General features: G+C 63.7%; 20 protein-coding genes. 3 read left to right on the top strand and 17 right to left on the bottom strand.

Annotated features, from left to right (window positions below; all coding sequences use genetic code 11):
- Position 1 precedes the first annotated feature (1 nt).
- From tatB to AB6B38_RS05900, 7 genes are all read right to left on the bottom strand, one after another.
- Positions 2-421 (bottom strand): Sec-independent protein translocase protein TatB, encoded by a 420-nt coding sequence (gene tatB, locus AB6B38_RS05870; protein ID WP_371394845.1) that lies wholly within the window; start codon positions 419-421, stop codon positions 2-4.
- Positions 422-443: 22 nt separating this feature from the next.
- A complete protein-coding gene (locus AB6B38_RS05875; protein ID WP_127566289.1) occupies positions 444-665 on the bottom strand; it encodes a Sec-independent protein translocase TatA in 222 nt (73 codons plus the stop codon).
- Between the two features lie 223 nt (positions 666-888).
- Entirely contained in the window at positions 889-1,635 is a 747-nt protein-coding gene (gene scpB, locus AB6B38_RS05880; RefSeq protein WP_371394846.1) for an SMC-Scp complex subunit ScpB, read from the bottom strand.
- A complete protein-coding gene (locus AB6B38_RS05885) occupies positions 1,632-2,438 on the bottom strand; it encodes a ScpA family protein (RefSeq protein WP_371394847.1) in 807 nt (268 codons plus the stop codon). The genes scpB and AB6B38_RS05885 overlap by 4 nt, the downstream gene beginning before the upstream one ends.
- Positions 2,435-3,469 carry a beta-N-acetylhexosaminidase gene (gene nagZ / locus AB6B38_RS05890; protein ID WP_371394848.1) on the bottom strand — a complete coding sequence of 345 codons (1,035 nt, stop codon included), beginning with the start codon at positions 3,467-3,469 and terminating at the stop codon, positions 2,435-2,437. The genes AB6B38_RS05885 and nagZ overlap by 4 nt, the downstream gene beginning before the upstream one ends.
- Positions 3,466-4,293, bottom strand: coding sequence for an SPOR domain-containing protein (locus AB6B38_RS05895; protein ID WP_371394849.1), 828 nt, complete (start codon positions 4,291-4,293; stop codon positions 3,466-3,468). Before AB6B38_RS05895 ends, nagZ begins: the two co-directional genes overlap by 4 nt.
- Positions 4,294-4,403: 110 nt before the next feature.
- Positions 4,404-5,579, bottom strand: coding sequence for a deoxyguanosinetriphosphate triphosphohydrolase (locus AB6B38_RS05900; protein ID WP_371394850.1), 1,176 nt, complete (start codon positions 5,577-5,579; stop codon positions 4,404-4,406).
- 92 nt (positions 5,580-5,671) lie between these two features.
- On the opposite strand from AB6B38_RS05900, the gene erpA reads away from it, so the two are divergent.
- Positions 5,672-6,001, top strand: coding sequence for an iron-sulfur cluster insertion protein ErpA (gene erpA / locus AB6B38_RS05905; RefSeq protein ID WP_371394851.1), 330 nt, complete (start codon positions 5,672-5,674; stop codon positions 5,999-6,001).
- Between the two features lie 29 nt (positions 6,002-6,030).
- A complete protein-coding gene (locus AB6B38_RS05910) occupies positions 6,031-6,702 on the top strand; it encodes a nitroreductase (protein ID WP_371394852.1) in 672 nt (223 codons plus the stop codon).
- A gap of 394 nt (positions 6,703-7,096) precedes the next feature.
- On the opposite strand, the gene AB6B38_RS05915 is transcribed toward AB6B38_RS05910, so the two are convergent.
- Positions 7,097-7,486, bottom strand: coding sequence for a hypothetical protein (locus tag AB6B38_RS05915; protein WP_371394853.1), 390 nt, complete (start codon positions 7,484-7,486; stop codon positions 7,097-7,099).
- Positions 7,487-7,538: 52 nt separating this feature from the next.
- Between AB6B38_RS05915 and AB6B38_RS05920 the strand changes: the two genes are divergently transcribed.
- Positions 7,539-8,333, top strand: a complete 795-nt coding sequence (locus AB6B38_RS05920) for an exodeoxyribonuclease III (protein ID WP_371394854.1) — start codon at positions 7,539-7,541, stop codon at positions 8,331-8,333.
- 10 nt (positions 8,334-8,343) lie between these two features.
- Here AB6B38_RS05920 and astB read toward each other — a convergent pair whose 3' ends face one another.
- From astB to AB6B38_RS05965, 9 genes are all read right to left on the bottom strand, one after another.
- Positions 8,344-9,687, bottom strand: coding sequence for an N-succinylarginine dihydrolase (gene astB / locus AB6B38_RS05925; RefSeq protein WP_371395076.1), 1,344 nt, complete (start codon positions 9,685-9,687; stop codon positions 8,344-8,346).
- Positions 9,684-11,138 (bottom strand): succinylglutamate-semialdehyde dehydrogenase, encoded by a 1,455-nt coding sequence (gene astD / locus AB6B38_RS05930; RefSeq protein WP_371394855.1) that lies wholly within the window; start codon positions 11,136-11,138, stop codon positions 9,684-9,686. Before astD ends, astB begins: the two co-directional genes overlap by 4 nt.
- Positions 11,135-12,145 (bottom strand): arginine N-succinyltransferase, encoded by a 1,011-nt coding sequence (locus tag AB6B38_RS05935; RefSeq protein ID WP_371394856.1) that lies wholly within the window; start codon positions 12,143-12,145, stop codon positions 11,135-11,137. The genes astD and AB6B38_RS05935 overlap by 4 nt, the downstream gene beginning before the upstream one ends.
- An 18-nt stretch (positions 12,146-12,163) precedes the next feature.
- The gene (locus AB6B38_RS05940) at positions 12,164-13,423 is read right to left on the bottom strand and encodes a hydrolase (protein ID WP_371394857.1); all 1,260 of its coding nucleotides are present in this window, start codon (positions 13,421-13,423) and stop codon (positions 12,164-12,166) included.
- Between the two features lie 33 nt (positions 13,424-13,456).
- Positions 13,457-14,749 carry a cystathionine gamma-synthase family protein gene (locus AB6B38_RS05945; protein WP_371394858.1) on the bottom strand — a complete coding sequence of 431 codons (1,293 nt, stop codon included), beginning with the start codon at positions 14,747-14,749 and terminating at the stop codon, positions 13,457-13,459.
- 257 nt (positions 14,750-15,006) lie between these two features.
- On the bottom strand, positions 15,007-16,077 hold the full coding sequence (locus tag AB6B38_RS05950; RefSeq protein ID WP_371394859.1) for an OmpA family protein: 1,071 nt from the start codon (positions 16,075-16,077) through the stop codon (positions 15,007-15,009).
- 155 nt (positions 16,078-16,232) lie between these two features.
- On the bottom strand, positions 16,233-17,450 hold the full coding sequence (locus tag AB6B38_RS05955; RefSeq protein WP_371394860.1) for a CaiB/BaiF CoA transferase family protein: 1,218 nt from the start codon (positions 17,448-17,450) through the stop codon (positions 16,233-16,235).
- A 13-nt stretch (positions 17,451-17,463) separates the two neighbouring features.
- A complete protein-coding gene (locus AB6B38_RS05960) occupies positions 17,464-19,299 on the bottom strand; it encodes an SLC13 family permease (protein ID WP_371394861.1) in 1,836 nt (611 codons plus the stop codon).
- Between the two features lie 608 nt (positions 19,300-19,907).
- Complete coding sequence (locus AB6B38_RS05965) at positions 19,908-22,100, bottom strand: alpha/beta fold hydrolase (RefSeq protein ID WP_371394862.1); 2,193 nt, start codon at positions 22,098-22,100, stop codon at positions 19,908-19,910.
- Positions 22,101-22,144: the final 44 nt, after the last annotated feature.

Genomic DNA, 22,144 nt, shown 5'->3' on the forward strand with positions numbered 1-22,144 from the left:
CCTAGGCGTCCTTACGCGTTGCAGACGGCTCGGCATCCGCCTTGCTGGTCTCACTGGCATCCGTGTCCAGCGGCAGCATCGCCTCGTCACCCAGCGCTGGCTTGGCAGGCTTTGCGGCGCGCGGATGCGGCTTGTCCAGCGCAGAGCGTTTCAGATCGGCTTCGGCTGCGCGAAGCTCTTCGGTCACTTCGGAGACCGGGTTGGCTTTCTTGAGCGCCTCAACTTCCTTTTTCAGCTCGGCCAGCTCCGCCTCGCGGCCAAGCTCGTCAAAACTGTTCTGGAAATCGCGCGCCATGGCCCGCATCTGGCCAATGAAGCGTCCGGCCTTGCGCATCATCAGCGGCAGGTCTTTGGGACCCACCACCACAAGGGCAAGGATGACGATGATGATAAGCTCGGCAGCGCCAAAGCCGGGGTTCATGGAACTCTAGCTCCTGACGGGCTTAAGAGCCTGTCCGCTCGTCTTCGCGCGTCTCGGCAGAGATGCTGGCGGCGGGGCGCTCTTCGGCGGCGTCCTCATCCTTGCTGTCATCTTTCAGCCCCTTGCGGAAGGCCGTGATGCCCTTGGCGAAATCGCCCATCATCGCGGAAATGCGCCCGCGCCCGCCAAACAGGACGAGCACGAGAATGCCAACGATGACAAAAATGCTCCAATGCGGTCCCATGTGCGCTCTCCGTGCGGGAATGCCGTTACGGCCACTGGCCTATACCCGTAAAGGATTATCGCGCAAGGGTCCAATGGCGGGTTCAGGTGGGGCGGCGCTGTTGCTTTTCCCTTGATACTTCGAGACACTCGCTTCGCTCGCCCTCAGGATGAGGGAAAAGCACTCCTGCGCCCCCATCCTGAGGAGCCCGAAGGGCGTCTCGAAGGATCAGGGCGACTACCCCCTACTCCTCACGCTCATCGTCAGCGCCTTCCAGGAAGTCGAGATGGAAATGCGCGCTGTCTTCATCGTCCAGCGGGTCCTCATTATCGGCAAGGCGCGCAGGATCGGGAATGTCGAAATTGGCCGGCAGGCGCGAGGAAAGCAGCCCCGCGGCTTTCAGATCACCCAGCCCCGGCAGATCAGTGATCGCCGCCAGGCCGAAATACTCCAGGAAGGTGTCTGTCGTGCCGAAAGTGACGGGCCGGCCGGGGCTGCGGCGGCGGCCGCGCAGGCGTATCCATTTCAGTTCGAACAGAAGATCAATCGTGCCCTTGGAGACAGCAACGCCGCGTATCTCCTCGATCTCGGCGCGCGTGACCGGCTGGTGGTAGGCGATGATGGAGAGCGTTTCCAGAGCGGCCTGGGAGAGCTTTTTCGGCTCCTCGCGGATTTCCGCCAGCAAATGGGCCAGGTCCGGCGCGGTTTCAAACCGCCAGCGTCCGCCCACCTCGCTCAACCGCACGCCCGCATCGGCATATTTGCCCTGCAGGGCGGCGATGGTGGCGGGGATGTCTGTCCCCGCAGGCAGGCGCGCGGCCAGCGTTTCAGCATCCAGCGGCTCGGACGCAGCGAACAGCAGGGCCTCAGCCATGCGTATCGCCTGCTGCGAGGGTTCGGCGAGCGTATGCGGACCAGACTGCCCGTCCCCGCCCTGCGGGCCTTGGCGCGCGCGCAGGCGGGCAATCGCTTCGGCAATCGGATCGCTCATGGACGCCCCTCCTGCCCGCGCATCCAGATCGGGCCGTAGACCGCCTCCTGACGCAAGCACGCCTCACCATCCTTGGTGATGTCCAGCGCCGCCAGCAGCGAGGACGCCATCAGCGACTGCGGCGGCGGCGCATCCGGCCCCAGCTCGTCCGCGCCCGGCAACAGGCTGTCCAGCCGTTCCCAGCCCGTCAGGCGCTTTGAGAGAAGGCTGAGGCGGGCGCGGGCCGCTTCCAGGCTGTAAACCTTCGGCTTTTCAGGCTCATAGGTGGAAAAGGCAAACTTCTCGCGCGTACCGGCATAGGCTTTCAAGAGGTCAAACAGGCTCGCCTCGTATTGCGGTGCGCGGATAGAGCGTACGCCTTCGGGCGCGCCGCGCTCGAACACATCGCGCTTTAGCAGGTGCCGGTCGTAAAGCGCTTCGCCGCCTGCGCGCATCGCATCAAGGCGCATCAGCCGGAAGGCGAGCGCGGCCGCCATCATTTCCGGCTCCGGCTCATCACTTTCCGGGCGCGGTTTCGGCAATAGCAGGCGCGACTTCAGATAGGCGAGCCACGCCGCCATGACCAGATAATCAGCCGCGATATCCAGCCGTTTCTCGCGCGCCGCCTCGATAAAGACGAGATACTGCTCGGCCAGCGCCAGGATGGAGATTTTCGCCAGATCCACCTTGTTCTTGCGCGCCAGATGCAAGAGCAGGTGCAAAGGGCCTTCCCAGCCCTCAATGTCGAGGATCAGCGCGCTGCCCGTGTCCTCGGCCTCGCCTGCCGCTTCAAAGCGGACATCTTCCTCGAACAGATCACTCACGGCGCGGGTGCCTCCAGCCCGGCCTCGGCAAAGCAGCGCGCCATGGCGTCGTGGGTGGCGGCGGCGTCCAGCCCCTGGGCCGTGCCGCGTGCCTCTTCTGCCGCCTTTGCCCGCTCCAGCGCCTTGCCGGAGAGCGTGATGGCGGCGTGTGCCACCTCCACCATCTCTGCGCGCTCGCCATTGCAGTGGAGCAGCATGTCACACCCGGCGCTGAGCGCCCGCTCGCCGCGCTGGCGCAGCGTGCCGTCGAGCGCCTTCATGGAGAGATCATCGCTCATCAGCAGGCCGTCAAAGCCCATCTCGCCGCGAATAATCTGCGCGATCACATCCTTTGACAGGGTGGCGCAGTTTTCCGCGTCAATCGCGGTGTAGGTGACATGGGCCGTCATCGCCATGGACGCAGCATCGGCCACGCCCTTGAAGGCGGCAAAATCGGTTTCGTGCAGGGTCTCATGATCTTCGCCCACGACCGGCAAGGCAAAATGGCTGTCGGCATCGGCGCGGCCATGGCCGGGTATGTGCTTGATGACACCGGCCACGCCCTGATCCTTCAGGCCCGCCAGCGCGGCGCGGGCCATCTCGGCGACGGGGCCGGGTTCGGCGTGAAAAGCACGGTCGCCAATCACCGCGTCGGCGCCGGGAATGGCAAGATCGACCACCGGCGCGCAGTCGCAATCAATGCCCAGATCACGCAGCTCCTGCGCCAGCAGGCGGTGGTTCTGGCGCACGGCTTCGAGCGCCAGTTCCGGCTCACGGTCCCACAGCTCGCCAAAGCGGGCCGCAGGCGGCGCGGCACGCCAGAGCGGAGGCTTGAGGCGCTGCACGCGCCCGCCCTCCTGATCGATGAAAATGGGCGCGTCGCGGCCCACGCAATCGCGCAGCTCGCCCATCAGCCGGATGATCTGCTTGGGCCGGTCGATATTGCGGGCAAAGACGATGAAGCCCCACGGGTCCGCATCGCGGAAGAAGGCTTTCTCCTCCGGCGTCGGGCTTTCACCCATCAGGCCATAGATCGCCGCCGTCACACTCATCTTGCCGCCACCAGACAGTCCTGCCCGCGCGAGGAAAGCGTCTGGCAATAGCGCGAGGCATCATCGCGCGTTTCAAACGCGGCAATGCGCAGGCGGTGATAAATGCCGCGCGCGCCCAGATTGGCCTCGACAATGGAGGGGTTCCGCCCGGACGCCAGATCGGGGAAGCGGGTCACGAAGGCAATCCACGCCTCTTCGGCCTCCTCGATCGTGCGGAAGGCGGCGATCTGCACCACGAAATTACCGCTGGCGCTGGCAGCCGGCGGGGCCGGACGCGGCTCTTCACGCGCAGGCTGGCGCTCCTCGGCTGGGTGTTGCTGCTCAGCAGGGCGCGTTTCCGGTTCGGGCGGCGTGTCCTCGGCAACCGGCTCACTCGGCGCAGTGGCTTCCTCGCGTGGCCCCTCCTCACGCGGCAGGGCCAGCCGGTCGGCATCTTCGGTCTCAACGGTCAGGGCCGGACGCTCTGGCTGGACCACCGGCTCTTCCGGGCCGGGCCGCACAGCCGGATCAATTTCCACCGTCTCGACAGCGCCGCGCTCGCGCAGGGCATAGGCTTCAATGTCCTGACCCGGTGTTTCAAACCCGCCCGGATCCTCCGGCGCGGTGCGCCAGGGCTGACCGTCGGCGGTCAGGATTGGCGCGGTATTGCGCTCGCGCACGCCCAGATTATACGCGCTCCAGACGACGCCGAGGAACAGCACCAGCACGATGGCGGCGGCCAGCAGCAATATCGGCCCGCGCCGCCCCTGCCCGTCATCGCGGGCATCGAACGTGTCGTAGGCGTCCGGATCGTAATCGGTCGAGTTTCGGTCCCGAGAGGGCATGGTTTTCCCGTTGACGGCGATTGGCGCGAATCAGTGCACGCGCCTCTGGTTAACAGAGTATCAATTAGTGGCCGGCCATGCGCGGCTGCGGCGCGCAGCTTCCACAGGTTTTAGCGCCAGGCTTCTACATGGAAGAGCTGGCGATGTTGATCGATCGCATAGCGGTCTGTCATCCCGGCAATGTAGTCGCACACCACACGCGCCGTCTCCGGGCTGCCGGGCGTATCGGCCTGGCGGTGGAACTCGGTCGGCAGCAAGGCGGGATCATTGAGGAAAGCCTCGAACAGCTCCCTCACGATCCGCTTGCCCTTCTCCTTGGCGCGCTTGACCTTGTATTGCAGATACATGTTTGCGTAGAGGAAGCGGCGCACCGCAGACAGCTGCACCAGCATGCTTTCAGAAAAGCTGACCACCGGATGGTCCAGCGCACGCACCGCTTCGGGACTGTCGACGCCTGAAGCCGCCAGCCGCGCGCGGGTTTCCTCCAGCACATCATTGACCATCAGCCCAATGAGGCGGCGGATCGCCTCGTGAATGGTCAGGCTGGTGCCGATATCGGGATATTGCTCACGCACGGCCCGGAACACATCGCCCACCAGCAGCAATTCCATCACCTCGTCCAGCTTCAATATCCCGGCGCGCAGCCCGTCATCAATATCGTGATTATTGTAGGCGATATCATCCGACAGGGCGGCAATCTGCGCCTCGACCGAGGAATGGGTGTGCAGCTCCAGCCCGCGCCAGTCCTCATAGGCGGTAAAGCCCCAGGGCAGCTTCGCCGGATCATCGCCCTTCTTCATCAGCGGACCGTTATGCTTGACCACGCCCTCCAGCGTCTCCCAGGCCAGATTCAGCCCGTCAAACTCCGGATAGCGCCGCTCCAGCAGGGTGATGACGCGCAGTGTCTGGGCGTTGTGGTCAAACCCGCCAAAGCCCTTCATCGCATCGGCAAGCCCGTCCTCGCCCGAATGGCCAAAGGGCGGATGACCGAGATCATGGGCGAGTGCGGCGGCTTCCGCGAGGTCCTCATCAACCTGCAGGGCGCGCGCCAGCGTGCGGGCAATCTGGGCGACTTCCAGCGAATGGGTCAGGCGGGTGCGGAAATGATCGCCCTCATGGGCGACGAAAACCTGCGTCTTCTCTTTAAGCCGCCGAAAGGCCGTGGAGTGGATGATGCGGTCCCGGTCACGCTGGAAAGCCGAGCGCGTGGCGCTCTCGGCCTGGTGATGCAGCCGCCCGCGCGTTTTCGCCGGATCGCAGGCATAGGGCGCGCGGGTGAACACCATCAACATCACTCCTTCACGGGGCCAGCCCTTCCATCGGCGGTCCTCTGCGTCCATATATCGGGTGTATTGCCAGTCGGGAACCGTAGAACGCCATGAGCGAAGCCCAGATCAGCCTGTCAGAGACAGCCGCCCGCCAGATCCTTCAGATCCTGAAAGGCCAGGACAAGCAATTCCTGCGCGTCTCGGTGATTGGCGGCGGGTGTTCCGGCTTTTCCTATCAGTTCGATCTGGAGAGCGAGCGCAGCGAAGATGACCTAGCCATCGAGCGCGACGGTGCCACCGTGCTGATTGACGAGATGAGCGTCGATTTCCTCAAAGGGTCTGAGATCGATTATGTCGACGAGTTGATCGGCGCATCCTTCCGCATCCACAATCCCAACGCCACCGCTGCCTGCGGCTGCGGGACGAGCTTTTCGATCTGATTTCTCCATAACTTTCTGGGGGCTGAACCATGGACGTTATCGACGCTCTGAAGCGCCGCATTTCCACGCGCGCCTTTCTCGATACGCCCGTCAGCGAGGCGGAAGTGCGCGAGCTGCTCGATGCCGCGCGCTGGTCAGCTTCTGGTGGCAATCTCCAGCCCTGGCAGGTGCATGTGGTGGCGGGTGTTGCCCGCCAGCGCGTGATCGACGCGGTGCAGAAAAAGCTCTCCACCGATCCCTTCACCAACGAATCCGCCTTCCCGGTCTATCCCGAAAGCCTGTGGGAGCCCTATCGCTCGCGCCGTTTTCAGGTCGGCGAGGACATGTATGAGCTTTTGGGCATACCGCGCGAGGACAAGGGCGCGCGCCTTTCGCACCTGATGGCCAATTACGAATTTTTCGGCGCGCCGGTGGGCGTGTTCTTCTCCATCGATGAGCGGATGAATCCCAATCAATGGGCGCATCTTGGCATGTTTATGATGAGCTTCTGCCTCGCCGCTGAAAGCAAAGGGCTCGCCACCTGCATGCAGGAAGCGTGGACGCTGCACGCCGGAACCGTGGCAAAGGCGCTTCGCATCGAAAAGCCGCAAATCGTCTATTGCGGGCTGGCACTCGGCCATGCGGACAAAAGCGCGAAGGTGAACCAGCTGCGCACACGGCGCGCGGACGTGGATGAATTTGCGAGCTTTGAGGGGTTTTAGTTTTCCTGCTTCCTCATTCGAGCTTTCCCGACGAAAGTCGGGATCCAGTTTCTTGATAATGCGGATGCGCTGCTGGGCAAGAAGAGGGCTGGACACCGGCTTTCGCCGGTGAAACGCGAGGTGGCGGGATGCTTGACCTGAGAATGGGTCCCCGTTCCCCGTTTTCACGGGGACAGGCGGGGCGGGGGACCCCGGTGGAGATGGTATCGGTCAAGTTGGCAGGATTTTCAGAATGGCAACACAGCCGGGGTCTCCCGCACCGACGGGAGACCCAGCTTTTTTCTGATGCTCTGCACATCACCCGCCTTCGCGAAGAATGCGTTACGCAACCAAAAGAGCTGGGTTCCGGGTCTCCGCTACGCTCCGCCCGGAATGACGAATGGATGGGATAACCTCACACCCCACACGTGAACTCCCCCGCGCAGAAGGTTGAAATCGCCCACATATAGCCGGTCAGAAGGCCCACCCAGAGAAGGGATGGCAGGAAGACCCACGCTACGCCAGCGCCGGGCCTGCGCGTCCAGAACACGATCCAGCCAATGAGAAGCCCTGCCCCGGCCACGAACGGTCCGGCCAGCAGGAAATACAAAACCACGCGCATGAGATCGCGGTCCGCACCGCTTTCCACCGCACCGGCATAGGCCATCATCGACGCGCCCCAAGTCGCCGCGCCGAACAGCGCGACCGCCGCTGCAGCCACACTTGCCAGCAACAGGGTGAGAACTGCTAGAAAGGTGATGCGCCGGCGTCGGCCGGAAATGTCGTCCACCGGGTCTGTGTTCATGTCCGGCCCCGATCAGCCTGAAATACCCAACCCTCGACCAAGGCAGTCTAGCATGACTCTCTCAATCGCCACATGGAATGTGAACTCCATCAAGGCGCGCCTGCCCAACGTGCTCGAATGGCTGGGCGAGGCAAAGCCCGACATTGCCTGCCTGCAGGAGATCAAATGCCAGGATGAGGGCTTCCCGCGCGAGGAGATCGAGCGGCTGGGCTATAATATCGAGACGGTGGGCCAGAAGAGCTATAACGGCGTCGCCCTGCTCTCGCGCTTTCCCATTGAGGAAGTGGCCGAGCGCGCCCTGCCCGGTGGCAATGGCGAGGAAGAACAGGCCCGCTATATCGAGGCGGTCATCAGCGCGTCGGGGGGCCCGGTGCGCGTGGCGAGCATCTATCTGCCCAATGGCAATCCGGCTCCGGGGCCGAAATACGATTACAAGCTGGAATGGATGGCGCGCCTGCACACGCACGCGGCCAGGCTCCTGGCCTATGAAGAACCGCTGGTTCTGGCGGGCGATTACAATGTCATTCCGCGCGACGCCGATGTGCATGATCCGGCCGCGTGGGAGGGCGATGCGCTGACCCTGCCGGCCAGCCGCGATGCCTTCTTTGCGCTGCAATGGCTGGGCTTTACCGAAGCCTTCCAGCATCTCGATGGCCGCGCGCACCAGTACACATTCTGGGACTATCAGGCCGGTGCGTGGCAGAAGAATAACGGCATCCGCATCGACCATCTCCTGTGCTCGCCGCAGGCGGCTGACCGCCTGAAATCGGTCGAGATTCACAAGGATGTGCGGGGCAAGGAAAAAGCCTCCGACCACGTGCCCGTGGTCGGGACTTTTGATCTCTAAAGCCGTCTATCTAGGCCCGCTGAAAATCGTAGAAATCGCCGCCCAGACCCATGATACGCGTTAGCGCATCCAGCGCCGCGCGGCTTTCATCCACCAGCGCGGGATCAGCCAGCTCCGTCAGGCTCAGGCTCTCGCGGTAATGGGTCTTGGCCCAGTCGGTCAGCGCGGCAAACAGCCGGTCATCCAGCATCACGCCCGGATTGACAGCCTTTAGCTCCGCCGGCGTCAGCACGACGCGCAGGCGCAGACAGGCAGGCCCGCCACCATTCCTCATGGACTGGCGCACATCGGCAAAGTCCACGCGCCCTATCGGGCCATTGCCCGCCACCATGCGCTCGCAATAGGCGCGCGTTGAGGCGGTCTCTTGCGTCTCTTTGGGGGCGAGCAGCACCATGCGGTCTTCGCCCGGCCAGTCGAGAAGCTGGGAGTTGAAGATATAGCTGGTGATGGCGTCTTCTATCGGCACTTCGTCCTGCGCCACCTCGACAAAGACCGGATCAAACAGGCCCTTGGCCGCCGCGCGGATGGCATCGAGTGTGGCTTCCGTGTCCTCAAAGGCCAGCTCGTGGAAGAAGAGAACCCGGCCATTGCCGACGCACACTACATCATTGTGGAAGGCCCCTGCCTCAATGGCGGCGCGTGACTGGCGCACGATCACGGTGCGTTCAGGATCAAGCCCGTGGCGGCGGGCAATCGCCTCACACGCCTGCTTTGTCTGGCGGGCCGGAAAGCGCGCCTGCCAGCTTTCAAATGCGTCACGGCCATAGACGAGGATTTCCACGCCCGGCGCGCCATGCTCGGCGCACAGGCGCACATGATTGGCCGCGCCCTCATCACCAAACGCAGACTGCATCGGCAGCGGGTCATGCACCGCAAACCGGCCCTCATCGGGGAAGATGGCGCGCAAGGCCCGCGCCGTCTGCGGCCCCTCGATGGAGCGGTGAAGGGTGGAGAGAAGATTGGCCGCGCTCATGTGCAGGCGGCCATCGGCTGTGTCTGCACTGGGAGAAACCGTGGCCGCATTGGCCGCCCACATCGGACTGGCCGAGGCCATGTTACGTGCCAGCACCGGCGCGCGGCGAAAGGCGCTCTCCCAGACCTGGCCGTCCGTGCCGGTAAAGCCGAGCGCGCGAAGGCCGGGGATAAAAGGGCGCTCATGCGGCGGCAGGAAACCCTGCACCAGCCCGGCATCGGCAAGGCGTTTGGCCTTGGCCAGCCCCTCCAGCACACCGGCGCGCGGGGCAGCAATATTGCCCGCATTCTTCGCGCTGGCGAGATTACCTTCGGCGAGCCCGGCATAATTATGCGTCGGGCCGACCAGCCCGTCGAAATTGGCTTCCAAGGCGCTCATCAGATGCCTTTCACCGGCAGGGGCGCAAGCTCAGGCGCAGCCTGTGTCGCGACCGGATAGGCGCAGTAATCGGCTGCGTAGTACGCGCTGGGGCGCAGATTGCCGGACTGGCCCGGCCCGCCAAACGGCATGGAGGACGCAGCTCCTGTGGTCGGCCGGTTCCAGTTGACGATACCGGCGCGCGAACCCGCCCAGAACCGCTTCCACAGGGCCGCATCATCACTGACCAGCCCCGCGGCAAGGCCGTAGGCGGTGTTGTTGGCCTCGGTGAGCGCATCCGCAAAGCTCTTCGCCCGGCGCACCTGCAATAGCGGCCCGAAGACTTCGTGATCTGGCGTTTCAAGCCCGGTTACATCGATAAGCGAGGGGCTGACAAAGGCGGGGCCAGCGTCCAGGCGCTTTGCCTCCAGCAGCACTTTGCCGCCGAGCGAAGCCAGATCAGCTTGCGCCTTGATGACCGCATCTGCGGCATGCGGCGTCACCAGCGGCCCCATGAAGGGTTCAGGATTGGTGTTCCACGCCCCGATGGTCAGGCGCCCGGCCATGTCCGCAACCGCGCTGACCACCGCATCACCGGCTGCGCCTTCCGGCACAATAAGCCTGCGCGCACACGAGCAGCGCTGACCGGCGCTGATATAGGCCGACAGGATGGCGATGCGGGCTGCTGCGTCGGAATCCTTCGCATCCCAGACCACGAGCGGGTTATTGCCGCCCATTTCCAGCGCGAGCTGGATGCCGGTGCGCCCGGCAAACTTCCTGTGGATGAAGGCGCCGGTCGTCCACGAGCCGGTGAAGAGCACGCCGTCGAGTTCCGCATCATCCAGCGCCGCCGCGCCGGTCTCGCGCGCGCCCTGTACGAGGTTCAGTACGCCCTTCGGCAGGCCCGCCTCTTGCCAGCATTCCACCATCAGCGCAGCCGTGGCGGGCGTCAGCTCGGAGGGTTTGAAGACCAGCGTATTGCCCGCCAGAAGCGCAGGCACGATATGGCCGTTCGGCAGATGGCCGGGGAAGTTGTACGGCCCCAGCACGAACAATACGCCCAGCGGCTTGTGGTCCAGCACGGCCTCGCCGAACTCCGACGCTTCCACGCGCCGCCCTGCCCGCTCCTCGCGCGCCTTGATCGAAATGGCGATCTTGCCCGCCATCGCGCCAGCCTCGCCGAGTGCTTCCCACAAGGGTTTGCCGGTCTCGCGCGAGATCAGCTCGGCGAAAGCATCTTTCCGTTCCACCAGGATTGCACCGAAGCGCTCGACAATGGCGCGCCGGGTGTCGAAATCTGTCAGCGCCCAGTCAGGAAATGCCGCGCGGGCCGCAGCAAAGGCCGCGCGTACATCGGCCGCGCTGGCGGCATTGCCGCTCCACACCGTCTCGCCACTGGCCGGATCAAGAGAGGCAAAGGCTTCGCCTGCGCCCTTGCCCCATTCGCCGTCGATAAAGAGGCTGTTGCCGCTCATGTATTCACCCATACTCTTGCTGTGTTCCCATCGCTCAGATCGAGCGCGCGCCGCACGTCATCGCCCAGCGCAACCGTGTTATCGCTGACGCGGACCTCGCATCGCACCAGGCGGAAATCATCCATCCGGTCGGTGGAGACCATCGCCTCTACCGTCTCGCTGCCTGCTTCGCCGACCGTCAGCACCCGGCTTTCGCGGAGCGTGCGGATACGCTCGACCGGGCAGTCCACCAGCGGGCCGCCATCGAAAATATCGACATAGCGGTGATATTCGAACCCTTCCCATTCCAGCAGACGCTTTGCATTCACGCCGTGCGGGTGGGTCTTGCCCATCACCTCGCGCACGCCCGGGGGCAAGTGATCGAGATAGATCGGGTGGGTGGGCATCAGGTCAAGGATGAACTGGTTGTCGGTGGAGGCGCTCATCCGGTCGGCCTCGTCAAACGTCATGCGGAAGAATGGCCGGGTAACGTGATTGTAGAAGACGGACTCGCCCGCCTCGTCGACCACGCCGCGCAATTCAGCCACCACGCGCTCGCCAAAGCGCGAGCGGTCTGCGCCGATCAGCAGATAGCGTGACTGCGCCATCAGCCGCCCTGCCCCGCGCCCGCGCGCCGCGTCCGACACGAAGAGCGAGCCGACCTCGGTGCAGCCGGCAAAATCATTGACCAGCATCATCGCTTCCATGTCGAAGCGCTGGCCCGCCTCCTTGGAGGCTTGCGCGAAGGTCATGATCTTGAAGTCGAAATACGGCTTCTTGATCCCCACTGCGGCTTTGACCGCCGCCGTGCCGAGCACCTTGCCGCTCTCGGTGTCCTCCAGCATCAGCTGATAGGCCGCGTCGGAGCGATCAGGAATTTTCCCGGCAAACGCCTGTTCGGACCGGCTAAGCTTTTCAGCCAGCGCATCGGCGCTGACCGCCAGGCTGGTAAAGCCGGTCCCGGCCGAGGCCGCCAGGGCGGTAAAGGATGAATGATCCGCGCTACGCGCCGAACGCACCATCAACATGGCCGTATATTCCTGTTCCTAAAGGGCATTGGCGAGCGCCCGCGCCTCGCGGGCATCGAACTCGCCTTGGGCAAATTTCATCAGCATGACAGCCGACAGCTTCGCCTTCTCGGTGAAACTTGAGAGCTTGGCGATCTCCCGGTCTGAATGGATATCAGCGCCGCGTACACCCAGCGTATCCACATTCGGACAGCCCGACGCCCACAGATTATTGCCCTCGCAGACGCCGCCGGTCGGGTTCCATTTCAGGTCCAGGCCGATGGTGCGACCTGCTTCACGCGTCCATTCAAACATGCGCAAGTTTGCCGGCGTCATCGGCTTGGGCGGGCGGGTGAACCCGCCATGCAGATCCGCCATGATACCGTCGCGTGTGTTGATTTCGGCTACCGCGCGCTCGATCCCCTGCCGGGCCCAGCGCGCATCGTCCTCATCACCCACGCGCACATTGAAGCGTACGACGGCCACATCCGGCACCACATTGGGCGCGCCGCCGCCATCAATGCGCGAGACATTGATCGTCACGGCCTCCCGCTGGCCATTAAGCGCATCTATCGCCTTGGCGAAGGCCGCACCGGCGACAATGGCATTACGTCCCAAATGGTGCTCTCGCCCCGCATGGGCGGCCCGGCCCTTCACCCGCAGGGAGAAATTGCCCGAGCCTTTGCGCGCGCCGGCCAGCGAGCCATCAGCGAGCGCTGGCTCATACGTCATGCCGACATGGGCCTTCGCGCCGAGTGCCGCCAGCACCGGGCCGGAACCCAGCGAGCCGATTTCCTCATCCGGGCTGATAAGCACGTCATAGCCGACATTCTTCGCCCACGGGCTGCGCTCCAGCGCCAGAAGCCCGTGCACCATGACCAGAAGCCCGCCCTTCATGTCCGCCACGCCGGGACCGTTAAGCGTATCGCTGTCCACATCACGGCAGGTCTGGAAGGGGTGATCGGCGGCGAAAACCGTGTCCGAATGACCCGTCAGCACCACACGCACCGGCGCATCGGGGCGGGCAGAGACTTTCAGCGCGGGCGTGTACTCCACCGGCCTGATCTCGCCATCGGGCGTGACGGTTTCGGACGGCGCCAGTTCGACCGTCTCCATGCGTGCGTCGAGCCGTGAGAACGCCTCCTTCAGCTCGGCCTGCATCGCCTCAAGCCCTGCCGCATTGCGGCTGCCCGAATTGATGTCTGCCCAGCGCCGGACGGTGGCGATCATGGAATCGCCTTCACCGTCTATCCAGCCGAGGACGGATTTCTCATCCGCCGATAAGGTAAGCGCGCTCATCTATGCCTGCCCGATATTCTGCTGCATGCCGTATCAGACGTGTGAAAGCGCCTGCTCGAGATCGGCAATCAGATCGTCTGGATGCTCGATACCGATGGATACCCGCACCATGCCGGGCGCGAACTTCAGCCGCTCACGCAAGGCCGGATCGACGCCGGAATGGGTGGTGGAGCCGGGATGACAGATAAGCGTCTCGGTGCCGCCAAGGCTGACCGCCAGCTTGATGACCTTGAGTGCATTGAGCATGCGGAAAGCCCCTTCCTGCCCGTCTGTCACGTCGAAGGCGAAGGTGGAGCCGTGAAACTCGCCCGACTGGCGCTGATGCACGGTATGATCGCGTGATCCCGGCTCCAGGAAGCCGAGATAGCGCACCTTCTCCACCTTCGGGTGATCTTTCAGATAGGCAGCGACCTTTGCCGCACCGTCAAACGCGGCCTGCATGCGCAAGGTTACGGTCTCCAGCGAGCGGGCCAGCATCCAGCACGTATTGGGATCGAGATTGGTGCCAATGGCCGACCGCAGCTTGCGCACCGGGGCCATCACTTCGCTCGAACCCATCGCTGCACCGCCAATAAGGTCGGAATGCCCGCCAATATATTTGGTCAGCGAGTAGATGACGAGATCGGCGCCATGGGCCAGCGGCGACTGCCCGATAGGACCGAGCACCGTGTTGTCGACCACGATGACGGGGCGATGCCCCTGACGCTTGGCGATCTCATCGGCCAGCGTCTTCATCAGCGCCAGATCAACGATCTCGTTGGTGGGGTTGGTCGGGGTCTCGGTGTAGATCATCGCCACGCGCCCGCGCTTCATCGCGGCCTCGGCCTGCGCGCGGATTTCATCGTCCGGCGCACCGGCGACAAAGTCCTCCATCGCGATACCGTAATTGGGCATGATATTGCGGATCAGCGTCTCGGTGCCGCCATAGAGCGGGGTCGATTGCAGCACCACATCGCCTGCCTTGGCGAAGGCCAGCAGGACTGTGGAAATTGCACCCATGCCGGAGGAGAAGACACACGCCTCCTCCGCGCCATCAAACAGGGTCAGCCGGTCTTCGAGCACTTCCACATTGGGATTGTTGAAGCGCGAATACATCAGGCCCGGTGCAGCCGGATCACCATCCACCGCGCGTCCGCCCATGACACGGAAAAAGGCTGCGCCCTCTTCCGCACTCGAAAACACGAAGGTCGAAGTCTGGAAGATGGGCGGCTTGATCGCGCCTTCAGAGAGCTTGGCGTCAAAGCCATAGCTCATCATCAGGGTTTCGGGCCGCAAGGGCCGGTTGCCCAGGGCGCGCTTGCGATAGGGAGTTTCGGGTTTGCTCATCTGAGGGCCTTTTTTCAAATTCGGTTGGTGTCATGTCGCGGCGCGATTGCGCACGGCGCACCGGAAAGCAGGTATCCCGCCCGGCCATGACGTCATGGCCCTGTCTTGCGCCGTGGCGGCAGGCGGGTCAACCCGGCGCGAAGGCGCTGCGCCAGCGCAGCAAAGGATTGCTGGCCAGTCTGGCCCGGGCACAAAGAAGAACGGCCCGGTGAAAACACCGGGCCGTCCATCAGGCATTCAGACTATGGAGCGTGCGACTAGCGCAGATCCATCGTCACTTCCGCACGGCGGTTGAGCGGCTCGCGCACACCGTCACGGGTTTGAACAGCCAGTTGGGTCTGACCAAACGCGTTCAGAGAGATCGAACCCGTCGGGACGCCCAGACGAACCATCTCGTCACGAACCGCGCGGGCGCGGCGCTCGGAGAGGCCCTGGTTGTAGGTGGCCGAACCAGACGTGTCGGTGTGACCGTCGATCTGGACGCTGGCCACGCCGCAGTTGCGGGCGTTGTTGACAGCGTTGTTGACCACTTGACGGGCTTGATCCGTCAGGTTGGCACGATCCCACTCGAAGTACACCACGAACTGCGCGTCTTCGCATGCCGGCGGAGGCGGCGGCGGAGGCGGCGGAGGAGGCGGAGGCGGCGGGGGCGGCGGGGGCGGAGGCGGCGGGGGCGGAGCGGCAAACAGATAACGCAGGCCGATCCAAGCCTCGTGGCCACGCAGCGAACCAACGCTACCATTGGTGTAGGAGGTGGAGCCGTAACCGAAATAGCGATACTCGGTGTCGAGCATCACGTTGTCGGAGAGCACCCAGCCGATACCGGCCAGGAGGTGATAGCCGAGAGCGCTGTCATCGCCACGGATTTCAACCGGCACAGACCCGGCCATGGCCGTACCCGTGCTGGCGCCAATGCCGGAGAACTGCGAGCGCACATAGCCGATACCGGCACCGACATACGGACGGTACCAGTCAGAACCGGCAAAGTCATAGATGGCAGACGCCATCAGCGACCAGGCGTGAACAGAGCTGTTGCTCTCTTCAAAGTTGCCCATGGCACCAGTCTGGTTGAAGCGGTGAGCCAGCTCACCCTCAAAGCGCCAGTTGTTGCCGGTCTGATAGCCAAGCGCGAGCGCTTCGCGGAAATTGCTTTCGCCGCTGATTTGACGGCTCGGAGCGGCCGTGAAACCGGGGCTAGTGACGTTGGCATCGCCAGGAGCGCCATAACCAAGAGCGCCGCGGACGTACCAGCCTTCCTGAGCTGCCGCTACGGACGGCAGAGCAAGAAAGGCACCGACAGCAGCAGCTGTAAGAAGCCTATTTTTCATAATTCCCCCTCCGGACGCGGAATACGTCCTTCGTTGAGCGTGATGTACAAAGCGCCGTTTGGACGCACGAAACAGCCGGAACCCGGCGCTTCTGCTAATGGATTAGCGGATTTCTAACGAAGATGCCAGTGCTTCGGTTCCAAAAAGAATACCGCTCACGCAAGTATTCCGCGTTCTTTCAGCCCTGCAATGTCAGTTTGTGACATCGCGAGGCGTTCTTGCAACACTTGGAGCGTGTGCTCTGCGAATCGTGGCGGGGCCTTGTCATAGCGAGGCGGCGTCGCCGCCAGGCGCATCGGATTGGCCACCAGAGTCGCCGTTCCCGACCCGGTAACATCCATGCCGAATGTCAGCTCGCGCGCCAGCGCCTGTGGCTCCGAAAACACACTGTCGAGCCCCTGAATCGGTCCGCATGGTATGCCGGCGGCGTCCAGCGCGGCCCGCCACTCATCACTGGACCGGCTGCGCATGATGCGGGCGATTTCACCGCAAAGCTCTTCGCGGTATTCAACGCGCGCCGCGTTACGCGCATAGCGCGGATCATCGGCCCATTGCGGGCATCCCAGCACGCCGGCAAAGGCGCGGAACTGCCTGTCAGCGCCGACAGCGACCGCAATGCGGCCGTCCGCAGTGGGGAAATCCTGATAGGGAACAATATTGGGGTGCCGGTTCCCCATCCGGCCCGGCACCTTGCCGCCGACAAGGAAATTGCATGCCTGATTGGCCAGCATGGCCGCCTGCACGTCAAACAGGGCCATGTCTATATATTGTCCGCCCTTGCCCTGATCGCGCGCAACCAGAGCGGCCAGTATCGCACCGGCAGCATAGACGCCTGTGAACAGATCGACGATCGGCACACCGACCTTCACCGGCGCGTCCTCGCCGGTCACGCTCATCAGCCCGCCCATCGCCTGGATCAGAAAATCATAGCCGGGCAGGTGCGCGTTCGGCCCGGTCTGGCCAAACCCCGTTACTGAGCAATACACAATAGAGGGGTTGTCAGCTTTCAGCGTTTCATAGTCCAGACCGAAGCGTTTCAGTCCTCCGGTCTTGTAGTTTTCCACCACGACATCGCTTTGCGCGGCGAGCTGGCGGACAATCGCCTGCCCCTCAGGCTCGCGCAGATTGACCGCGATGGACCGCTTGTTGCGGTTGGCGCACAGATAATAGGCGGCATCGCCCTGCCGGCCGTCTTCGCCGGGCATGAAGGGCGGCCCCCAGCCACGCGTATCATCCCCGCCATCAGGATTTTCCACCTTGATGACGTCCGCGCCCAGATCTCCGAGTATCTGGGCGCACCACGGGCCTGCCAGCACGCGCGAAAGGTCGAGCACCTTGATATGGGACAGTGCGCCGTCGCTCTTTTCGGTCATGGGTTTTCGTTTCTCACAAAGGCCACACAAGAAGGATCATGGGCACACCCACCGCCACGACGACGACTTCCAGCGGCAGGCCAAGCCGCCAGTAATCGCCAAAGCGGAACCCGCCAGGTCCCAGGATAAGCGTGTTGTTCTGGTGGCCGATCGGCGTCAGGAAGGCGCAGGACGCCCCCACGGCCACGGCCATCAGGAACGGGTCGGGACTGACGCCCATTCCGGCAGCAAGGCTGATCGCGACGGGACACATCACCGCCGCGGTCGCGGCATTGTTCATGAAATCAGACAATGTCATCGTGACGACCAGAATGATCGCCAGCACCAGAGCCGGCCCGGCCTGCCCGGTGAGGGACAGGAGCTGATCGGCGAGGAATCCGGCAGCACCGGTGGTTTCCAGCGCTCCGGCCACCGGCAGGAGCGCGCCCAGCAGCACGATGACCGGCCAGTCGACATTGTCGTAAACATTGCGCAGCGGAATGATCCGCAGCACCATCACGGCCAGCACACCGGCGGCGAACGCCATGGCGGCGGGCAGCGTTCCGGTGGCCGCCAGCGCCACCGCGCCGCCCATGATGGCGGCAGCGGCAATCGCCTTGCGGGCATCGGGCAGGCGCAAGGGCCGTTCTGCCAGCGGCACACACCCCATGTGGGAGGCAAACTCTGCCAGCGCCTCTTCGCTGCCCTGCAACAGCAGCACATCGCCCTCTTTCAGCTTCATCGTGCGCAGACGCGCACGCGAGTGCGCGGCATTGCGCGAAACCGCCAGCAGATTGACCTGAAAACGGGTACGCAGACGGATGTCACTGGCCGAGCGCCCGGCGAGCGCCGAGCCGGGCGATACCGCATACTCGGCAAGGTGAACTTCATCAGCATGGACAATGCGCCGGCGGTCGCCGGGCGCTGCCTCTTCGGGCTGGACGGTCTCGTCTGCGTCTTCCTCGTCCTCAGGGACCGTGGAGGCTTCTTCTTCGAGCTGCAGGCCCAGCGCCGACAGCGCCGATGTCAGCCCCTCCGGATCCGCCTCGATGACAAGCAGGTCTCCGGCCTTCACCTTGCGGTTGGCGTGGGGAGAGGGATAGCGGGTCTCGTCGCGGATGAGGGCCAGAACCTGCGCACTGGCTTCATCCAGCTTGGCCTGCAGCTCGCGCAGGGTCTTGCCGTTGGCCGAGCTGTCATCCAGCACGCGCGCCTCGGTAAGATAGCTGCCCGTCTCGAAACCTTCCGCTGACGGAGAATGACGGCGCGGCACCAGCAGCCATGACAGTGCGAGCACGAAGAGAATGCCAGCGCCCGCCACCGCCAACCCCACGGGCGCAAAGTCGAACATGGCGAACGGCCCCGGACCAGCCTCTGCCCGAAAGCCCGACACGATCAGGTTGGGCGGGGTGCCGATAAGCGTTGTCATGCCCCCCAGGATTGACGCGAAGGAGAGCGGCATGAGCAGGCGCCCCGGCGGCAATCCCTGCTTGCGGGCGATCTGCAGCGCAATGGGCATCAGCAGGGCCAGCGCGCCGACATTGTTCATAAACGCCGACAGGAAGGCGGCCAGCACCGACAGCGATATCAGCATCACTGCGGGAGGCGCGTTTTTCGGCAGCACGGTACGCGCGATCACATCCACCGTCCCGGCCGATTGCAACGCGCCTGACAGGATCAGCACGCACGCCACCGTAATGACGGCCGGGTGGCCGAACCCGGCAAAGGCGTCCCCTGCAGGCACGAGGCTCAGCAGGACACAGGCCACCAGCGCCGCCAGCGCCACCACATCATGGCGCAGCCTTCCCGAAAGGAAGAGCGCCATTGTGGCGGCCAGGACTATTCCCAGAAGTATGATCGGCAGGGGCATTTGGGGTTCACCCACAGGTGCGCGCTTAAGTCCATGACGTCATGGACTTAAGCGCGCCGCCCTGCAAGGGGGTGGCCAGGGTCGGTAGCTGCACAACACAAATGCACTCCCACAAACATCCGTACGGTAGCTACTGGTCTCGCATCGCACGAACATCCATCAAGTACGCATTTCGCTTGGCGTTACCCCAGAAAACCATGGGAATGACCGCAGCGGTCACTATAGCAGTGACGAACCAGCCAACATTAGCACTCACACCTAACCTTATCGTCGACCTCTCTGCGGCCCACCCCATCAGACAGCTGACGACCGATACACACAAAAAGACAATCATTAACCACTGAAATAAATGCGCGTCTCGAACGAGCTTTTCAGGATATGGCTGACGTCGTTGGTCTATAAGAACCGTTAGATGGTAAGTCGCGTCCGTAAGCACCCAAAAAAAGTAAGCGGCTGCCAAGAAAATGATAGCTGCTCCAAACAATGGCCCGCCAGCCTCAGAGCCGCTTACCAAACCAGCGCCGGGCAAAACGGCTACGACACCGACACCCGCGATTATCCGAGTGCCCTCCATTGACTTGTATTCACTAGGCGTCACCAGAGTTTCCCTAGAAAGGTGTCAGGTCGGTCACCGCCGCAAAGATGGCCAGCGAAACCGCCGCCAGCCCCGTCAGCACAATTCCGCCCAGCGTGCCGATTGCCATGCGCCCTGAAGACAGGCGCGCGCCGGCCACCAGGAACAGGGCCGCCAGACCTGCAAGTCCGCCCAGCAATATGGCCCACGCGCCTATCCGGGCCGGACCGGCAAACCCGGCAATCAGCAGGATCGGGGAAATTTCGCTGGTATGCCAGGCGGCATAGCCGAGCACGGCAAGACCGCCAACGCCCAGCGCCGCTGCAACAACGCTGGCCGCCCGCGCGCCGCCGGTATTGGCAGACGCGTTGCGGTCAATACGGCGCAGAACGAATGCCACCGGGAACACGATCAGCGCGATACCGAGCAGGAGCGCAGAGATGCCGCCCCATGCGAGGAAAGCGAAGAAGCTTTCCGGCTCTTCCTCCACGCCCACAATCGCGCGAGCTACAAAGCGCGATGTCATCGCAATGACGAAGGACGGTTCGCCATTGGCTGTTTCCACACACGAGGTATCCAGCTCGGCAGACGGATCGTCGAAAAACGCCACCATGACCTCGGCCGTACACTCGTCCGAACGGGTAGGCCCGTGCCCGGCGAACGGCACTTCGAGATACTGGCCATTGGTAAAGCCCGGCATGATCTGGCGGGCAAGATCAGGCGGCGTGACCGGATCCCACGCCCCGTTCACGATAAGTGACGGGCCGTCAAAGCTGACAGGCATATAGTCAGCCCGGTCGCGCAGCCCCATACCGTATTGCTCGCACAGGGCCTGACTGGCCGCCGCGCCCTCAACAGAACCGATAAGGCCGGCAAGCCCCGGCACCTCGCCCATGTCCTCGGCGATCACCTGCGCACTCTGCCAAGTGTACCCGTCATTGCAGGAAATGGCCGCGTTCATGCCCGGAGAGAAATCCCCGCCGGCAAGGTCTCCGCCGCCGCCCAGCGCAATGGCGGTGAACACCGTCTCGTCGCGGCGCTCGGCAGCACGCACCATAGCGTTCAGAACAGCGGCGAGCCCCGGATAGGTGCTCTGCTCGTACATCATCATAAAGGGCGCAAAGGCGATGGCCTGGCCACCAACGCTCACCTCGCCACCGGGGAAGACTTCCGTGTCGGACACGGTCACGACAACCGGATTTTCCTGCAGCGAGGCGATGGCCGCATAGGTGCGCGCCTCCAGATCCGGATAGGCGCGTGCACAAGCCGCATCGCCCTCACACGTCGTCACGATGTGCTCAAGAACGCGCGCCGCCCAGCGGTGAATGCGCATCAGGTTTTCCAGATCGTTGGGAACGATGGCATCCAGCACCAGCGCGCGAATACCCTCCGCGTCGACACGCGTCAGCATCTGGCCCAGATGGGAGCCATAGGAAATGCCCCAGACATTCCAGCTTTCATAGCCCAGCGCCTCACGCAGCGCGCGCACATCGCGGGCATTTTCCACCGTGTTGTAGGCCGACAGGTCCACGCCCTCGGCCAGCGCGCGCTCAAAGCAGCGGGCAAGGCGGCGGCGCTCGAACTCTTCCTGCTCGGCCGTGTTGCGGGCAACGTTCAGCGCAGGCTCTTCAAGAGAATAAAGCGGGCAGAAATCACCTGACTGCGTGATGCCGCGCTGCTGCAGGATGTACACATCGCGCGTCTCGGTGGCCGCATGATCGACAAAGCGCTCCACATAGCTCGGCACACCGACGCCCGGCCCGCCGGTCAGATAGATGATCGGGTCGGCCAGCGGCTCGTAAGCCTGCTCTTCGCCATCATCTGGCTCGTCACCGTCTTCATCTTCCGGCCCGCGCGCGTGGATTTTCACGTACAGAAGCTGGATGACGCGGCTGGTCTCTGCCTCGCGGTTTTCGCGCACGGCCAGCAACCCGCAGCTTATCTCGCCCGGCTCATAGCCGATGGTATCGCGGAACGGGCAGATGACGGGGACGATATCGCCCTCCGCCAGATTATGCAGGGTTGGCGCGGGCAGGCTTTCCAGCAGGGAGGACGCCGCCTCTTCAGGCGCAGACGCTTCGTCGCCCGCCTCTTCTGATCCCGCCTCCTGGCCAGCCGCTTGCGCGTCTGCGGGCGGATCAGAGTCCTCCTGCAAGGCCCAGCCAGCCGCCGATACACCAAACGCCAGTGTCAGCGCCGCCAGTGCGCCCTGCCAGTCGCGAACCATCTTATTCCCCCATCGCGTGCGCCGCGCCCTCACTGACCGGCGTT

Source organism: Glycocaulis abyssi, from assembly GCF_041429775.1.
GTDB classification, from domain to species: domain Bacteria; phylum Pseudomonadota; class Alphaproteobacteria; order Caulobacterales; family Maricaulaceae; genus Glycocaulis; species Glycocaulis abyssi.

Coding starts and splice junctions, on each gene's coding strand:
- AB6B38_RS05945 (WP_371394858.1), bottom strand. CDS start 14,749: ATGAGCAAACCCGAAACTCCCTATCGCAAGCGCGCCCTGGGCAACCGG.
- AB6B38_RS05895 (WP_371394849.1), bottom strand. CDS start 4,293: ATGCCCTCTCGGGACCGAAACTCGACCGATTACGATCCGGACGCCTAC.
- AB6B38_RS05940 (WP_371394857.1), bottom strand. CDS start 13,423: ATGAGCGCGCTTACCTTATCGGCGGATGAGAAATCCGTCCTCGGCTGG.
- AB6B38_RS05920 (WP_371394854.1), top strand. CDS start 7,539: ATGACTCTCTCAATCGCCACATGGAATGTGAACTCCATCAAGGCGCGC.
- astD (WP_371394855.1), bottom strand. CDS start 11,138: ATGAGCGGCAACAGCCTCTTTATCGACGGCGAATGGGGCAAGGGCGCA.
- AB6B38_RS05950 (WP_371394859.1), bottom strand. CDS start 16,077: ATGAAAAATAGGCTTCTTACAGCTGCTGCTGTCGGTGCCTTTCTTGCT.
- scpB (WP_371394846.1), bottom strand. CDS start 1,635: ATGAGCGATCCGATTGCCGAAGCGATTGCCCGCCTGCGCGCGCGCCAA.
- AB6B38_RS05910 (WP_371394852.1), top strand. CDS start 6,031: ATGGACGTTATCGACGCTCTGAAGCGCCGCATTTCCACGCGCGCCTTT.
- AB6B38_RS05900 (WP_371394850.1), bottom strand. CDS start 5,579: ATGGTGTTCACCCGCGCGCCCTATGCCTGCGATCCGGCGAAAACGCGC.
- erpA (WP_371394851.1), top strand. CDS start 5,672: ATGAGCGAAGCCCAGATCAGCCTGTCAGAGACAGCCGCCCGCCAGATC.
- nagZ (WP_371394848.1), bottom strand. CDS start 3,469: ATGAGTGTGACGGCGGCGATCTATGGCCTGATGGGTGAAAGCCCGACG.
- AB6B38_RS05875 (WP_127566289.1), bottom strand. CDS start 665: ATGGGACCGCATTGGAGCATTTTTGTCATCGTTGGCATTCTCGTGCTC.
- tatB (WP_371394845.1), bottom strand. CDS start 421: ATGAACCCCGGCTTTGGCGCTGCCGAGCTTATCATCATCGTCATCCTT.
- AB6B38_RS05915 (WP_371394853.1), bottom strand. CDS start 7,486: ATGAACACAGACCCGGTGGACGACATTTCCGGCCGACGCCGGCGCATC.
- AB6B38_RS05935 (WP_371394856.1), bottom strand. CDS start 12,145: ATGTTGATGGTGCGTTCGGCGCGTAGCGCGGATCATTCATCCTTTACC.
- AB6B38_RS05955 (WP_371394860.1), bottom strand. CDS start 17,450: ATGACCGAAAAGAGCGACGGCGCACTGTCCCATATCAAGGTGCTCGAC.
- AB6B38_RS05960 (WP_371394861.1), bottom strand. CDS start 19,299: ATGCCCCTGCCGATCATACTTCTGGGAATAGTCCTGGCCGCCACAATG.
- AB6B38_RS05965 (WP_371394862.1), bottom strand. CDS start 22,100: ATGGTTCGCGACTGGCAGGGCGCACTGGCGGCGCTGACACTGGCGTTT.